The organism is Desulfovibrio sp., from assembly GCF_018379785.1.
GTDB lineage: Bacteria > Desulfobacterota > Desulfovibrionia > Desulfovibrionales > Desulfovibrionaceae > Desulfovibrio.
On the sequence record NZ_JAGZUV010000003.1, the window covers coordinates 42,735 to 57,282 of the forward strand.

Annotated in this window: 15 protein-coding genes; 9 read left to right on the top strand and 6 right to left on the bottom strand. The window is 54.8% G+C overall.

Annotated features, from left to right (window positions below):
- Positions 1 to 168: 168 nt before the first annotated feature.
- From KH208_RS01165 to KH208_RS01175, 3 genes are all read left to right on the top strand, one after another.
- Entirely contained in the window at positions 169 to 1,197 is a 1,029-nt protein-coding gene (locus tag KH208_RS01165) for a hypothetical protein (protein WP_291433100.1), read from the top strand.
- On the top strand, positions 1,175 to 1,744 hold the full coding sequence (locus KH208_RS01170) for a hypothetical protein (RefSeq protein WP_291433101.1): 570 nt from the start codon (positions 1,175 to 1,177) through the stop codon (positions 1,742 to 1,744). The genes KH208_RS01165 and KH208_RS01170 overlap by 23 nt, the downstream gene beginning before the upstream one ends.
- Before the next feature lie 246 nt (positions 1,745 to 1,990).
- Positions 1,991 to 2,461, top strand: a complete 471-nt coding sequence (locus tag KH208_RS01175; RefSeq protein WP_291433102.1) for a hypothetical protein — start codon at positions 1,991 to 1,993, stop codon at positions 2,459 to 2,461.
- Between the two features lie 214 nt (positions 2,462 to 2,675).
- On the opposite strand, the gene KH208_RS15490 is transcribed toward KH208_RS01175, so the two are convergent.
- The 3 genes from KH208_RS15490 to KH208_RS01185 form a co-directional block, all read right to left on the bottom strand.
- Positions 2,676 to 3,011, bottom strand: coding sequence for a type II toxin-antitoxin system RelE/ParE family toxin (locus KH208_RS15490; protein WP_367114930.1), 336 nt, complete (start codon positions 3,009 to 3,011; stop codon positions 2,676 to 2,678).
- On the bottom strand, positions 2,998 to 3,243 hold the full coding sequence (locus KH208_RS01180; RefSeq protein ID WP_291433103.1) for a CopG family ribbon-helix-helix protein: 246 nt from the start codon (positions 3,241 to 3,243) through the stop codon (positions 2,998 to 3,000). Before KH208_RS01180 ends, KH208_RS15490 begins: the two co-directional genes overlap by 14 nt.
- Positions 3,244 to 3,647: 404 nt before the next feature.
- The gene (locus tag KH208_RS01185; protein ID WP_291433105.1) at positions 3,648 to 3,827 is read right to left on the bottom strand and encodes a hypothetical protein; all 180 of its coding nucleotides are present in this window, start codon (positions 3,825 to 3,827) and stop codon (positions 3,648 to 3,650) included.
- Positions 3,828 to 4,126: 299 nt separating this feature from the next.
- Here KH208_RS01185 and KH208_RS01190 point away from each other — a divergent pair, with 299 nt between their 5' ends.
- Positions 4,127 to 4,567, top strand: coding sequence for a thioesterase family protein (locus tag KH208_RS01190; protein WP_291433107.1), 441 nt, complete (start codon positions 4,127 to 4,129; stop codon positions 4,565 to 4,567).
- 23 nt (positions 4,568 to 4,590) lie between these two features.
- On the opposite strand, the gene KH208_RS01195 is transcribed toward KH208_RS01190, so the two are convergent.
- Positions 4,591 to 6,015, bottom strand: a complete 1,425-nt coding sequence (locus tag KH208_RS01195; protein ID WP_291433109.1) for a PLP-dependent aminotransferase family protein — start codon at positions 6,013 to 6,015, stop codon at positions 4,591 to 4,593.
- Between the two features lie 160 nt (positions 6,016 to 6,175).
- Here KH208_RS01195 and KH208_RS01200 point away from each other — a divergent pair, with 160 nt between their 5' ends.
- Complete coding sequence (locus KH208_RS01200; RefSeq protein WP_291433110.1) at positions 6,176 to 7,123, top strand: DMT family transporter; 948 nt, start codon at positions 6,176 to 6,178, stop codon at positions 7,121 to 7,123.
- A gap of 36 nt (positions 7,124 to 7,159) precedes the next feature.
- Here KH208_RS01200 and KH208_RS01205 read toward each other — a convergent pair whose 3' ends face one another.
- Entirely contained in the window at positions 7,160 to 7,540 is a 381-nt protein-coding gene (locus KH208_RS01205; RefSeq protein WP_062252051.1) for a carboxymuconolactone decarboxylase family protein, read from the bottom strand.
- Positions 7,541 to 7,645: 105 nt separating this feature from the next.
- On the opposite strand from KH208_RS01205, the gene KH208_RS01210 reads away from it, so the two are divergent.
- Positions 7,646 to 8,536: a LysR family transcriptional regulator gene (locus KH208_RS01210; RefSeq protein WP_291433111.1), complete on the top strand. Its 891-nt coding sequence runs from the start codon at positions 7,646 to 7,648 to the stop codon at positions 8,534 to 8,536.
- Positions 8,537 to 8,618: 82 nt separating this feature from the next.
- Here the strand turns inward: KH208_RS01210 and KH208_RS01215 are convergent, their stop codons facing one another.
- On the bottom strand, positions 8,619 to 9,722 hold the full coding sequence (locus KH208_RS01215) for an FAD-binding protein (RefSeq protein WP_291433112.1): 1,104 nt from the start codon (positions 9,720 to 9,722) through the stop codon (positions 8,619 to 8,621).
- A gap of 332 nt (positions 9,723 to 10,054) precedes the next feature.
- Here KH208_RS01215 and KH208_RS01220 point away from each other — a divergent pair, with 332 nt between their 5' ends.
- From KH208_RS01220 to KH208_RS01230, 3 genes are all read left to right on the top strand, one after another.
- Positions 10,055 to 13,105, top strand: a complete 3,051-nt coding sequence (locus KH208_RS01220) for an EAL domain-containing protein (protein WP_291433113.1) — start codon at positions 10,055 to 10,057, stop codon at positions 13,103 to 13,105.
- Positions 13,106 to 13,274: 169 nt separating this feature from the next.
- Positions 13,275 to 13,484 (top strand): 50S ribosomal protein L28, encoded by a 210-nt coding sequence (gene rpmB / locus KH208_RS01225; RefSeq protein WP_291433114.1) that lies wholly within the window; start codon positions 13,275 to 13,277, stop codon positions 13,482 to 13,484.
- Positions 13,485 to 13,543: 59 nt separating this feature from the next.
- Positions 13,544 to 14,518 carry a rhomboid family intramembrane serine protease gene (locus KH208_RS01230; protein WP_291433115.1) on the top strand — a complete coding sequence of 325 codons (975 nt, stop codon included), beginning with the start codon at positions 13,544 to 13,546 and terminating at the stop codon, positions 14,516 to 14,518.
- The last annotated feature ends 30 nt before the right edge of the window (positions 14,519 to 14,548 follow it).

A 14,548-nucleotide genomic window follows, 5' to 3' on the forward strand; every position in this document is an offset into this window, starting at 1 on the left:
TCAGGAATGGCGGGAAATGTTGCAGGCGTATACAAAACTGCCTGACTTCCTTAATCTTTTTTGCCGAGGAGTCTAAAAACAAGCGATCAATTATGGCAAGTTGAAAATAACTTTACTATTTGTTATTATATATAAAAATTAAATTTAGTTATTTTCATAGGAGCACAAATGAGTCAAGTCCTTGCCAAAGTCGCGTTCTATGACATTATCAAATGCGGTTATTTCAACATTGAAGACAGATCACATGCATTTTGCTTTAAGCACGATATGCTCAAAGGATTATATCAATGGACTAGAAACAAAATGGTAGGGCAAACAGTCACTTTTACTCCACAGGAAGATAGTCAGCAAAGTAATATATATTGTTATGATATGCATTGTGAACGTGACAATAGTGCTGTTTTGATTACTTGGAATGGATATGACACAACTGATGAAAATATAGTTTCAGCAATAAATGGATTTAAACCTGTTGGAAATACGGATATAAAAGTATCACAATTCTCAGATGAATACATACCAGGTTATGAGACATATTTTTGGTTTCCAAGACATGCTAGAGATATATTTGCAACTGTAAGATTTGAGCGTCGTTCTAATGGACGCCAAGATATGTGTAGCTATATAGAATCTTTTTTAGCGAATAAACATCCGAATCATGTATTTTGTTATGAAGACGATGAAGATTCTATTTGCTATGGAAGAGATGCAACAGATGGCGGAAACTATATCCCATCTTTTGTTGCCAAGCCCGCCCGTCTGCCCGGAAAGATTCAACAAATAAAGTCGCAACGCCATAATATCACCAAGATTAGGCAGCAGTCAGAACTTAGGCCCATGGTTAAAGTCGATGATGAGACTCTTTGGCAAAAATGGCTTGGTAAACTTGGGATTTCAGAATCAACAGTAAGAAACCATCCTATTAATTACGATGCAACTATAGGATGGACTCCTACAAGAGATGAATTGGACGAGATAATTGAAGAATGGACATCACATCCTAATGATATTGGACGTGTTGGAGTTATTTTTAAAGGAGATAGTGCAAATACTCATTGGTTTGATACTTGTTTAGCAAAAACTGAACTTAATATCGAGGTTGAGCGCAATTCCTTTGGAATAATTAATGCTAACTCTTTATTAGCCGCACTTAATCACAATAAGGAAAAAATCCTTGCTCAATCTTATGCGGAATAAAAAGCTTAAATGGATGCTTCTAGTTTTTATATTGATTTTACTCATATTGAGTTTTTTTATAGGCAAGAAGATCCCTTGGCAACAGCAAGTTTTTATGTATGACGCCCTGCGTCAGACAAGTATTCTTATATTTGGACTTATTGGAGCGTGGTTTGCCGTTCTATTACCCTTTGTCCTTGAAAAAGGAGATAGGCTGAAACACTTCTTCTCTTTTTCACGAAAACTTTTTCCAGCCCTTTCTTCTGCAATTTACCTTTTAGTAATAACCCTTTTTATTCCTTTTCTAGCTAATATTTCTCAGAATATATTTACATTTAGAGAGTCGACTATAATTGTTTTTAATGGACTTAGCTTGTCTATTGTTACACTTGGACTGCTACTGCTTTGTTGGGGATTAGTAATGATACTTCTCTCATTCGACATACTCAAAAAAGATATTGAGCTTAAAGAGGCAGGCGCAAAACTTGAGATAGAATCAAGGCCTCATCCCAAAATTATTCCTCAGGAAAAATCTGCCAAAAAATCTAAGCCCAAATCCCGCTCTTGACTGTTTCCCCGTTCCATGATTTTATCTTTTAGGTGCTTAAGAACACCTTTATTCACTGGCGGCCTGCCGTCCCGATAGCTATGGTCTTTTTTGCGCCTTCTGTTTGGCGTTCTAATGTCATATCTCCGGGTGTGGGCGAAATACAATACCGGCAACGGGAAATAGCCCGCCGTTCCAGTGACGGTTCTTAGCACCCGGAGCTTGTCATTTTGATAAGTTCCAATAAGAGCAACACTGGAGCGTGTCATGAGCACTTCTACAGACCTGAACAATTCGCCATCAATTCTGTTACCCGGCCTCGGGAATCTAGCAGAAAAACTTCAGGAAGCGGCGCAAGCCCTTATTGAATTCAGTCAAGCCAATCCAGCCACCAATCACAATAGCGAGAACCGAAGCGGTTCGCCCGAGCCTGCCACAAAAAATGCTGTACAATCCTTCGAAGTCCGCTCCTACGAGATACCACATTACATTTTGCGAGATGAGCAGGAACTACTCAAAATCACCAACTCGGACGAGCTGTTTGACGTTTTGAACAAAGTCTATGACCATTTCTATTGCATAGCCACATTGATGAAGCATTATGGCCAAGAACAGGAAGCTTGCGGCGTTGACTTGAACAACATCGCGGGAGTTCTGGCTCTTCCCCTTGAGTGGCTTGAGAGGCTATCCAGTACCTTCAACGGCTTTGAATTAGTGCATCACATGAAAGCGGAATAAGCGGAAGCGGCCTGGCAAGGGCCGCTTTTTGTATGGATATATTGCCGTTACGTTGAGCTTCCGCAGGGAACGAATAAGCTAGCCAGCAGGGCCGGTCAGTTTGTTGAGGACGAAAGTACCCTCAAACTCTGTCCGGCCCTCTTGTTCTGCTCAACGTTATGCAAATGGATAGCTCGGTTTTAACATCTTTGAATAAATTTGCGTACTCATGCGCTTAACGTAGCGAATATATCTTCGGCACGCCATGCTGTTCGGGAAATTGACGGCTGCCATGCATGACACGCAAGATTTGTATCCGGTCAGGCAACACGCGGTAAATGAGCGCATACGGAGTGTCTTTGACAAGCCACTCCCTAGTGTTAGGGACTCTCCCCGGCTTACCGGCTCCCGGAAGCGTAGCTAGGTACTCGGGTACCTTATAAATGCGCTTCACATAGTCTCCAACGGCTTCAAAGGCCAGACTTTCACCGAGTAGGTAGTCGACAATGCCCTCTATGTCTTCCCCTGCGGATTCCGTCCATTCAAAGGGTAAGGGTCTACGGGGCGACATTGAAGCCCTTGGCCTTTAACCGTTCTCCCATTTCCTCATGGCTGATTACTCTGCCCGCTTCCGCATCGTCTATTCCTTTTTTCACCTCGGCCAGATACCATGTCTCACGCTCAAGGTATTGAGCAACAGCTTCCTTGATAATCCAGGCGCGGGGCCTGTCCATCCGCTCGGCCATCTTGTCAAGCTGCTCGCGGATTTCCGGGTCGAACCGGACTGTGGTTACTGGCTGCATATTTGCTCCTTGCGTAGTCGCACATATTCTTATGTATGCTTGGAGCATACACCAAAACTACTCGCTTCGGCAAGCCCCCGGATAAACGCTCTCGACACCATTTTTTGTTCATCTGCCGGGGCCTGCATTATGTATACGTCCCCGAGCAGGCCCGACCATGCAAAGCCGCCTTTTTCCGTGCAGTTGCGTTGCAAAAAAGAAACTGACCTCGCGGTATGTTCAATACAGCTTCGCCCAATTTCTCCTTTGCGCCTTGCTGTCCGAAAAAATTCAGTTTTTTGCGGACGGCGTTTTAATGAGGGCTGAACCTAGAAGTTCCGGCCGATAATGGAGAGCCCCCGGTTCCGGTGGAACCGGGGGCTTGCGCAGATAAGGACGATCCTCCAGCGCTCCGGCTTTCTTGATTATTCCTTCTCATTCTTTGGGAATACGGTGGAAAAAACCTGGCATGCATCGGCTACCGCATCTTTGGGGGACAGCTCCCGGTCCAGCGCCAGCATCAGGCAGGCTGAATGGGCCAAGGCAAGACGAGTTTCACGGTCGAAGCCAGCTACCAAGGTTTCGCATTCCGCTTCCATCAACATAAACACCCTCCTTTGAATAATATCATCAGATGGGTCTGATGGTTTCAATATAGCAAAACATAGACAGATTGCTATAGAAAAATAGTATTCCCCGGTATTTCTTTTTTGCTCTATCCAACCGGGAATCTTCTATTTATAACGGCGATTCTGCCGGATCAGGCGGCGCGGAATGATCCTGTAAAAATGCCCTGATGAAAGCAGATGACAGAACCGTTGAAGTAGTGAGGATCTTATGAAATACTGAAAGGATACGAGAACGACCGTTCGTTTTCGTCCCCTTATGGACCAGGGAGAAAGTAATGCGCATCTTTACACAAGAAATTATAGTCGAAGCTCAGGATATCGACATGCAGAAGCGTGTGAGCAACCTGAGCTATGTGCAGTGGATGCAGGATTTGGCAATACAGCACTCCACTTCCGTGGGCTGGAGCATGGAGCGCTACGAGGCCGTGGGCCAAAGCTGGGTGGTCAGGCAGCACACCATCTCCTACAAGCGCCCGGCGTTTCCGGGCGAAGTCATCACGGCGGCCACCTGGGTTTCTGCATTCGCGCCACGGCAGAGCCTGCGCCGCTATCTGTTCTGGCGCGGCGCGGACAAGACGCTGCTTGCCGAGGCGGAAACCAACTGGGTCTATATCGACCTTAAAAGCGGCAGGCCGATCCGACTGCCCGACGAGCTGCGCGCAGCGTTTGAAACAGTTGAAGACAACAGCGAGGTTTTGAGGCTGTTGCGGAAATAGGGATTGCAAACGCGGTCGCGTCTCTAACGGGCGGCAAGCCCCTCCTTGAGCAACTCCACGCCCCTGTCCAGCTCTTCCTCGCTCAAGTGCGCATAGCCCAGGATAAGTTCGTGCCCGTGCGCGCCGTCCCGGCAGAGGGAATATGCCTCAACCGGCACGACCGAGACGCCGCGCTGATGAAGCCGGGCCAGAAGTTCCTTTGTAAAAACAACACCCGGAAAAGCCGCCACCAGATGCAGGCCCGCAGCCTGTCCCCTGAGCTCGAAGCGATCGCCGAAGTGCCGCGCCAGGCTTTGCAGCAGGCGCGCCCGTTTGCGCTGATACAGCTTTCGCATTTTCCAGATATGCCGTTCCAGACCGCCCCCGCTGATGAAAGCGGCCAGCGCATGTTGCGACAGGGCGTCTGTGTGCACGTCCGTGTATAGCTTTTCCCGCCTCCAAGGCTCTTGCAGAGTTTCCGGCACGATGGCGAAGCCCAGGCGCATGGCAGGTGCGAGTATTTTGCTGAATGAGCCCAGATAGACCACTGTCTCAGGAGCGAGTTCATACAAAGAACTGAGGGGAGCGCCTTCATAGCGGAATTCGCTGTCGTAATCGTCCTCCACAATGCGGCATCCAAACGCTTGGGCAAAACTGATCAGGGCTTGGCGGCGTTGCACTGGCAGCACACCACCCAAGGGATATTGGTGTGATGGCGTCACATAGGCAAAGGCGATGCGTGCCGCTTTTTCCCGATTGAATGTCTCCAGGGCGGAAGTATCCATGCCGCGCTCATCAGCCCGCAGCCCCTCCACGGCGTATCCGGCCCTGGCGACGACCTCCAGCAGTCCCGTGTGGACGGGATCTTCCACCAGCACCGTGTCGCCATCCCCGCGCAGGAGCCCGGCCACAATCCGTAAACCCTGCGTGGAGCCGGAAGTGATCATCACCCGCTCCGGCGGCACGCGGATGCCGCGTACCCTGAAAAGATAGGCCGCAATGGCTTCACGCAACTCCCATACGCCGCCGGGACTGCTGTAGCGAAAGGCGCGGCCGGGCAGACTCTCACAAATACCCCGGTACAGTCTGCCCCACTCCTTTTGAGGAAAGTTCTCCAGGGCCGGAATGCCTGAACGGAAATTGACGCAGCCTGTTTCAATAACGTGGGCTTGCGGCCGTTTTTGCGCCGGGAGGGGGACGGCGGTTCCCGGCTTCAGCATGACGGCGGCTATGCCGTGGGCAACGCGGGTTCCGGAGCCGTGGCGCGCTTCCAGATAGCCCTCGGCAAGCAACTGCTCGTATGCCTCAAGCACGGTGTGCCGCGCTATTCCCAGATCTTTGCCCAGGGTGCGGCTGGAGGGCAGTTTTTCTTCCGCTTCCAGATCGCCGCGCAGAATCAGGGCCTTTACCTGCTCGTAAACCTGCCTGCTCAACGGTACGCCAATGCCTGTTTGCAGCTCCAGCCACATAATCAACCACCTCAAGTGGTATGGTCAAAGTTCTTTGAAAGTGGATCTTTTTTATCCACTTTGTCCACACTACAGTGGCCGCCGGAAAGAGGCAAGGCGGCTCTGGCAAGGATGCCGGAGCCTTCCCTCGGATTTTTTAGCATCACATCCGGGCTGGACAATGAAAAACAAGCGAATAAAGGCGTATCTTTTTCTCGCAACGGCTATGAGCATTGCGGGAAGCGCCGTAGTGGCCGGAAAATGCATGGTCGCGTCTATGCCGGTCTTTCTCGCCGCGGAGCTGGGCATCTTCGTCAGCCTGCTGATCCTGCTGCCTTTGGCCTTCCGGCAGCGGCGCGGTCCATGGAAAACAGACGGCAAAACCCATCTTGCGCTTCTGTTGCAGGCCCTGTTCGGGATCGTTCTGTACCGTGCATTCATCTTCCGGGGGCTGCGCCACACCACAGCGGCGGCGGCCGGGCTCATCAGCAGCGCGGCCCCGGCGCTCATCGCGTTTCTGGCTTTTGTGCTGCTGCGCGAAAAAATATCCGGAAAGCGCGTGATCGGGGCCGTCAGCGTGTCCATCGGCATTCTGGCCGTCAATCTCCATCCTTTTTTGAATGATGCCTCACAGGCGGCCGATGCCATTCTGGGGAACTGTCTGATTCTGGCCGCCGTTCTTTGCGAATCCGGCTTTTCAGTCATGAGCAGGGCAAAATGCGGGCAGCTGACGGCGCTACGCAGAACCGCGCTGATTTCCCTGTACGCCTTCCTCTGCCTGCTGCCCTGCGCCGTGTATGAGGCCAGAGAATATGATTTTGCGGCCATGCCGTTTTCCACGGCTCTTTGCATCGGCTATTACGGAATTTTCGTGTCCTTTCTGTCCTATGTGTTCTGGTTTAAAGGTATTGCCGTTGTTCCGGCGGGGATTGCCGCTTCGTTCACCGGCCTGGTTCCGCTCACCGGCGTGTTGCTTTCGTGGGCGGTGCTGCATGAGAGTATCAGCGGAGCCTACTGGTTCGGTCTGTTGTTTGTGCTGCTGGGGATCGGGCTCGCATGCCTGCCGGACAAGAGGCGCCCCGCAGGCGCTCCGGACGGGAGCGATGCACACGCTTCCGGCGGCGGGTGAGCGCCGCGAAGCGTTCACCCGTCCGGATTGCTTTGTTCAGGCCTCAGCGTGAACCGCAAAAACCTCCCTGGCGGCGAACAGGCCGTTCAGAGCCGCCGGGAATCCGGCGTATACGGCCATCTGCATGATGACTTCCACAATCTCTTCCCGCGTGCAGCCCACATGCAGCGCGGCGGAGATATGCACCTTGAGCTGTGGACTTGCGTTGCCCAAGGCGGTCAGGGCGGCGACCACCGCGATTTCCCTGCTCTTCAGATCGAGTCCGGGACGGGCGTAGATGTCTCCAAACGGAAATTCAATGAGGTAGCGGGCAAAGTCGGGCGCGATATCCCGCAGGCTTTCCAGCACGACTTCGCCGCTCTTGCCGTCCACTTGACGCAGAATGTTCAGACCGGTCGCGTAACGTTCGGAATGCATGTCTTTCTCCTTTTTCCCCGTTATAGGAGCCTGTCCAGGCTTTTCATCGTGCGTTGTTTGCGATACCTTTCAGGTATGACAAATATTCCGCCCAATGCATCAGACATGCACGCACTGCGCTGTTTTGCCGTCGCGGCCGAGGAAAGCAATCTGCACCGGGCGGCGCAACGGCTGCTGATCTCCCAGCCTCCCTTGAGCCGCTTGATCAAAAAGCTGGAAGAGCGCCTGGGGCTGACGCTCTTTGTCCGGCATACCAAGGGGCTGACCCTGACAAAGGACGGCGCGCGGGTGCTGGAGATCATCCGGCCGCTTTTGCGCCTGCAGGAAAAAACCTTCGCGCGGTTGGCGGATCTGGCGCAGCCCGTGGGAAACATTATTGCTCTGGGTCTGACCACCGCTTTTGAACAGGGAGTTTTTTCCGGCATGGAAGCGCATTTGCGCGGCCGGTACGGCGAACGGCTGCGCGTGACGCGGGAAACCTCGCCCCGCCTGGCGCGCGCCGTACGCAGGGGCCGGCTGGACGCAGCCCTGGTGGCTCTGCCTCTGGAAGCACCCGGCCTCGCCCTCCGGCCTTTGCCGTATGCCGAACCGTTGCAGGCGGTTCTGCCCGAAAGCTGGCCCGAAGCCCGGCATGGCAGGCCGCCTCTCAGGAGGTTGAACGGCAAGTCCTTGTTCTGGTTCCGCCGGGAGAGCAATCCGGCCTTTTTTGATCATATGCGGGGCGTGTTCGCCCATGTTGGTTTTGCCCCCACCTATCTTGAGGAACCGGCGGAGTATGACGTTCTGCTGGCGCGCATCGCTTCCGGCGAAGGCATGGGCCTGCTGCCGGTTTCCTTTGCGGCCATCCAACGGAAAGGCCTTGTCTTCACGCCGCTGGCGGAAGCCGCGCTGCTGCGGGTTCAGCTTGGTCTGGCCGTGCTGCCGGGCAGGGAAGAATTTGCGGACGAACTTGACCGGGAGCTGAGCGAGGCAAATTGGCCGCACCAGCGAAGCTGAAGCTGATTCGCAGTGTAAACCTCCACTTTCAAAGCTGTGCCGCTCTTCTCATGGCAAGCCCCTGAACGCATGTCTTTACGGATCAGGACTCGAGGCAGCGCAGATGCCTCAACCCGGAGCGCATGACCAAGCGGCGCAGGAAGGGGCGGTAAAGTATCTGCCGCTTGAGGCATTTACCCCAGAGTTCCAGGCGTAACGGCCGCAAAAGGTGGTCCTGCCAGCGGCAGACATTCCTGAAATACGCGTCGGATGACCTGTCCTCTCCGGCCAGCCGCAGACTGCGGTATAACAGCATGGCCGTGCGAAAGGCGTAACTGAAGCCCTCGGCGGAGCTGGGGCTGATGTAGCCGCCCGCCTCGCCAAGCAGGCAGGCCCTGCCGTCCGGCAGCACGCCGGAGGCGGGCGGACCGTCAGGTCGGAGAATCAGGGTACTTTCACGGCTGAGCGGCTCTCGCAGGTTATATCCGAAGGGCCTGATCTTTTCCTTGAAACGCAGAAATGTCTTCCCCGCGCCAGCTGTTGCCGGAATGGCCGCGCCGAGAAGATATTCCTGTCCCTTGGGCAGGCCCCAGGCGTAATAATCCGTGATTTCCGGATCGAAAAAAGTCGCGAAATGCGGCTTGCGCGATTCAAGGGCAAAGCGTTCCTGAATGGAGATATAGCATGTCGGGCGCAGCTGGGAAAACAGCTTTCGCCGCACCACGGAATTGGCTCCGTCAGCGCCCACAATGAAGCGGCAATACAGATGCGTGCCGTCTTCGCAGAGCACGCCGTATCCGTCCCTTTCCCGGTGCAGCTTTTTTACCATGACAGAGGAAAATTTCCGCACACTGTCGCCTACAGAGGCAAACAACCAGCGGTCAAAGGCTTCGCGATCCAGATTCAGATAAAAGCGTTGGTAGTTTCTTTCCAGGCCGCTGGGCAGATCCAGAGTGCGCACCGCGAAAAGCTGCGGTGTTACCAGAAGGCGCGACGGCAGGGCCATGTCCATGCGGGCCAAGGCCTTTTGGGCATCCGGTGCCATGAGGCCGCCGCAGCTCTTGATTCGTCCGGTTCCGGTGTAAGCGCTGTCCAAAGCCCTGGCGTCCAGCAGAGCGATGCGCAGACCCGGCAGCCCGGCGGCGAGACGGGCCAGGCAAGAGCCAGCCGGTCCCGCACCGACGATAATGATATCGAAATCCTCCACAGTCGGCCCCCTTGGCAGTTGCAGCAAATCGGAATGCGACCTCCTACCCCGAAAGCGGGGCGCAGGTAAATCCCTTGCTGCAATCAACGCGGGGGGCCAGCTGGGACAATCTGCAAAGTCGCCACTAGTCAGTGCCATAATTGATCTTATACCTCTCCTAGGGTTCCTGCATGACTCCCCGCGAGAAAACCTTTTTTCGTTTTTCCTGTTTTTTTGTCACTCCGTGACGGTGAAAATTTTCGAGTAACTTCGGACTTTTTACTTGACGAAAGGGAGGCGGGCCCGGAGAATGATTTACTACATATAGCTTCAAAGGGACGGAAATGGACCATATGCGCAACGATGCCGCGTTGTTCGGTTTTATTGATGCAGTAACCGGGCGATTGGATTATGAAAAATCTCTGACCGTCCTTTTGCCGTCACTGGTCGAAATGCTGCGCGCATATCTGCCCCTCAATGCCCTGATTGTTCTGCGCCGGGACAAAGACGACCTCCATCTCAACCCGGTTGCTTGGAGCGCCTCGCCCGATCTGCCGGAGGAGACGCTCTGCCGGGCATTCAGCGGGCAGGAAATTTTTGAACGCTTGTGCGGCCTGCAAGATCAGCCTGACGCCACGGCGGACGCAATGCGCGACTGCCTGCCCGGTTCCCTTCAAAAAATATTTCAGGGCATGGCGTTGCCTCTGCGAGACCAGAACAGACAGGCGCTGGGCTTTGCGCTTTTCAGCCGAGCACCTGAGGATGCGCCCTGGGATGCCGGACAGCGCCGCTATATGGAATTGTTCGCCATACTGCTGGGGCTTTTCACCGCCGGTCAGGCCTACTGCTCCCACCAGACCTTCCATAACCGTATTTTCAATGCCGCCATGGACCGGGTAAGGGTCTGCATTTACATCACGGATCCCCAGACGGACCGCATCCTCTACATGAACCAGTTCATGAAGGATATCTTCCAGCTTGAGAAGCCTGAGGGTAAAATCTGCTGGCAAGTTTTGCAGAACGACAAATCACGGCGTTGCGAATTCTGCCCTGTGAACCATCTGAGCGCTCATCTTGACGACCACTCCGTATACCGATGGGAAGAACATAATACGCGGACGGGCCGTTTCTTTGAAAATTACGATAGTCTGATGCGCTGGGGCGACGGTTCGCTCGTGCACTTGCAGCAATCCATCGACATCACCGACAGCAAGCGCCTGCGGCGCGAGGCATCCCGCGACGATCTCACGGGCCTGCTGAACCGCCGGGCCGGTCTTGAAAGGCTGACCCAGGCTATCGACGAGGCCAAGGCAGGAGACTCGTCGCTTATCGTGGCCCTTCTTGACGTCAATGACCTTAAAAACATCAACGACACCTTCGGGCACATGGTCGGCGACGCGGCCATCAACCTTGTGGCACGGGAGATTGAAGCCGGTCTGTCCGGGGCGGATTTCTGTTTCCGCCTGAGCGGCGACGAGTTCGTGGTTGTTTTTCATGAACTGGACCGCCACACGGCGGCCCTCAATCTCAAAAATGTGCTTCATAATCTGGAAACGAAAAAAGCCGCACTGCGCCTGGAGCACGAATTGAGTTTCTGCTTCGGCTGCTTTGAGGTGCGCCCGGACATGCAGCTGGCCCTGACGGCCATTCTCTCCAAGGCCGATGAAAGCATGTATGAGCAGAAAAAACAGGCTCATATCAAACTGGCCGCCCGGCGGCTGCGCGAAGAATGCCCCGCCGCCGAGGACAGCCTGAGCCGCGGCGCCGCCCAGCTTTACGACGCCCTCTCCCGCAGTACGGACGCCTATGTTTATGTCTCCAAAGTGCCGTCGGGCGTCTTCCGCTATTCCAAAGCCATGGTCAATGATTTCGGCCTGCCGGGCGAAGTTGTGCCCAATGCCGCCGCCGTCTGGGGAGAACGGGTCCATCCTGACGACAGGGCCGCCTTTCTTGAATCCAACCAGATTATCGCCGATGGACGGTCCGACACGCACTGCGTGGAATACCGGGTGAAAAACCGCGACGGGCAATGGGTCTGGGTACGCTGCCGGGGATATCTGAAACGGGATGAAAACGGTGAGCCGGCGCTTTTTGCCGGATTCATCACCAACCTGGGCCAGAAAAACAAAATCGACCACATTACCGGCCTGCACAACAAGATAAAATTTGAAGAAGACGTCACAGAGGCGATACACAACCGCCCGTCCGCGTCTCTGAGTCTCATGCTGCTGGGCGTGGATAACTTCACGCACATTAATGATCTGCACAACCGGATGTTCGGCGACGAGGTGTTGCGGATCATTGCCCAGAAACTCCAGGTCATGCTGCCTGAAACCGCGTCGCTCTACCGCCTGGACGGAGATGTGTTCGCCGTCGTCCGCTACGAGAATCCGGACGACGCGCAGAATTTCTACAACGCCGTGGCTGAAAGTTTCCGCTATCAGCAGGAATATGACGGCAAAAAATACTTCTGCCCGCTTTCCGCCGGTTACGCCCGCTTTCCTGAAGACGCCTCAAGCCCCGAAGAATTGTTGCAGGCCGCCTTATGCGCTCTTGCCGGCTCCAAACGGAACGGACGCAACCGGATCACTTTTTTCAACAAGCAACTCGGCAAGGACCAGAAGCGCGCTCTGGACCTTACGGAATTGTTGCGTGAAAGCATTGAATGCCAGTTTGAAGGCTTTGAGCTTTTCTATCAGCCGCAGGTTACGGCGACTGGCGGTCGGCTGGTGGGCGCCGAGGCCTTGGCACGCTGGAACTGCAAAAAATACGGAACAGTCTCCCCTGCCGAATTTATTCCGCTCATGGAGCACAGCGGCCTGATTGTGCCTTTCGGCCAGTGGGTCTTCAAGGAGGCTCTGCGCCAGTGCAAGGAATGGACGCAATGGCGGCCGGATTTCGTCATCAGCGTCAATCTTTCCTACTTGCAGGTTATTTCCAGCGATATGCTGCCCTTCATCAAAACTACCTTGGAAAAGACCGGTCTCAACGCCGCCAATGTGGTGGTGGAATTCACCGAAAGCTGCATGATCCGGGAAAATGCGGTCTTGCAGGAGATTTTCAAAAAAATCCGCAGCCTGGGCATCCGCATCGCCATGGATGATTTCGGCACCGGCTACTCCTCGCTGAGCATGCTGAAGACCTCCCCCGCCGATACCGTTAAAATTGACCGCGCCTTTGTGCGTGACATTCTCAACAGCCGCTTTGACGCCACATTCATCCGCTTTGTAGTGGCACTCTGCCACGATCTGGACATCAAGGTCTGCCTGGAAGGCGTGGAGCGGGAAGAAGAACTGCAACTGGTGCGTCCCATGCAGTTGGACTATATCCAGGGCTACTTTTTCGGACGGCCCATGCCCGCCACGATTTTTCAGAATCGCTTCCTGGACGGCGGAACGGCATAGTTGCGGGCTTGTTTTTCTTTTTAGGAAAAGTCTTGCCTTTTTCCGCCCCATGAGCTACAGAATCGTTTCGCGCGGTCATGCCCGCTAATGAATGCTGTTGTCGTCACAGCGCCGGGCCACGGTTTTGCCGCATTGAAGTGAACTGTTTTTTGCATATACGGAGGATTGTATGAGCAAGGAATGCGATTTCTGCGGCAAAAAGCCCCAGGTCGGCAATCTCGTGAGCCATTCCAATATCAAGACCAAACGCCGCTTCAACCCCAACTTGCAGCGCGTGCGTCATCAGTTCCCGGACGGCAGCGTGCGTACCCTGACCGTTTGTACCCGTTGCCTGCGTTCGGGTGCCGTGACCAAGCCTGCGGCGCGCAAGCAGGTCTAGTTTTTCTTCAGGTTGTCGCAACAGGCCCCGTCAGTCCGCTGTCGGGGCTTTTTTTATCTATGCCCTCATACTCCCCCTCCCCACTCCGTCTTCATGCCCGAAGCCGTTGGGCCGTCCGGCGCAAGCCGGGCAGCCTGCCTCCCTTCTGGCGCAATATTACCGGCCCTGCCGGTCTGGCCGACTATACCCAGCGGCGCGACTGGCGACTTGTGCTCAGCGCCTGTAGCATACCGCATGTGCTGAGCGTGTTTCAGGGACGGGAATACATCTATGTGCCGCCTCTGCTGGAACAGGCGGCGCTCATGGAAGTGACGGATTTCGATGCCGAGCGCGGGGGCCCTGCCTCTGCTTTGCCCCCTTTGCCCGTGCATCCCCACGGCGGTCTGACGGCCTTTTTTCTTTTGCCGCTGATCATCTGGCACGGCCTGCGCATGGGCTGGTGGCCCGCACCGGGTTTTCTGCCGCCGCCGCAAACATGGTTCAATGCCGGTGTGCTGGACAATGTGATGGTGCGTGTTTACGGGCAATTCTACCGTCTGGTCACGGCCCTGACCCTGCACGCCGACCTGCGCCACCTCTGGGGCAATGTGGCCTTCGGCGCGCTTTTTCTGGCCCTGCTGGCACGCCTCACCGGAGTGGGGCGCGCCGTCTGGCTGACAATGCTGGGCGGCATCCTGGGCAACGCTCTGACCGTGCTCCTGCGGCCACGGGCCGTTGTAAGTCTGGGCTTTTCCACGGCCCTGTTTGCGGCGGTGGGCGCACTGGCCGGTTTGATGGCCAGCCGTGAAGCGCAACGGCGCAAGGCCGTCCTGCCCATTGCGGCGGGCGCGGCCCTGCTGGCCATGTTGGGAACGGAAGGCGAAAATACCGATTACGCGGCCCATGTGGCCGGTCTGGCCTGCGGGTTGGCTTTGGGCCTGGCTGAAGGCTGGCGTTTACGGCGTGGTTGGCCCGCATTACCGCAAATTCCGGCTGGTCTGGTGGCGCTTGCGCTGCCCGTGCTGGCTTGGTGGTGGGCTTTCAGCGCCATGTAAGGATGATATGAAGCGAGCGGCCGGGACTTC

Coding starts and splice junctions, on each gene's coding strand:
- KH208_RS01175 (WP_291433102.1), top strand. CDS start 1,991: ATGAGCACTTCTACAGACCTGAACAATTCGCCATCAATTCTGTTACCC.
- rpmB (WP_291433114.1), top strand. CDS start 13,275: ATGAGCAAGGAATGCGATTTCTGCGGCAAAAAGCCCCAGGTCGGCAAT.
- KH208_RS01185 (WP_291433105.1), bottom strand. CDS start 3,827: ATGTTGATGGAAGCGGAATGCGAAACCTTGGTAGCTGGCTTCGACCGT.
- KH208_RS15490 (WP_367114930.1), bottom strand. CDS start 3,011: ATGTCGCCCCGTAGACCCTTACCCTTTGAATGGACGGAATCCGCAGGG.
- KH208_RS01190 (WP_291433107.1), top strand. CDS start 4,127: ATGCGCATCTTTACACAAGAAATTATAGTCGAAGCTCAGGATATCGAC.
- KH208_RS01205 (WP_062252051.1), bottom strand. CDS start 7,540: ATGCATTCCGAACGTTACGCGACCGGTCTGAACATTCTGCGTCAAGTG.
- KH208_RS01195 (WP_291433109.1), bottom strand. CDS start 6,015: ATGTGGCTGGAGCTGCAAACAGGCATTGGCGTACCGTTGAGCAGGCAG.
- KH208_RS01210 (WP_291433111.1), top strand. CDS start 7,646: ATGCACGCACTGCGCTGTTTTGCCGTCGCGGCCGAGGAAAGCAATCTG.
- KH208_RS01220 (WP_291433113.1), top strand. CDS start 10,055: ATGCGCAACGATGCCGCGTTGTTCGGTTTTATTGATGCAGTAACCGGG.
- KH208_RS01165 (WP_291433100.1), top strand. CDS start 169: ATGAGTCAAGTCCTTGCCAAAGTCGCGTTCTATGACATTATCAAATGC.
- KH208_RS01230 (WP_291433115.1), top strand. CDS start 13,544: ATGCCCTCATACTCCCCCTCCCCACTCCGTCTTCATGCCCGAAGCCGT.
- KH208_RS01180 (WP_291433103.1), bottom strand. CDS start 3,243: ATGCAGCCAGTAACCACAGTCCGGTTCGACCCGGAAATCCGCGAGCAG.
- KH208_RS01200 (WP_291433110.1), top strand. CDS start 6,176: ATGAAAAACAAGCGAATAAAGGCGTATCTTTTTCTCGCAACGGCTATG.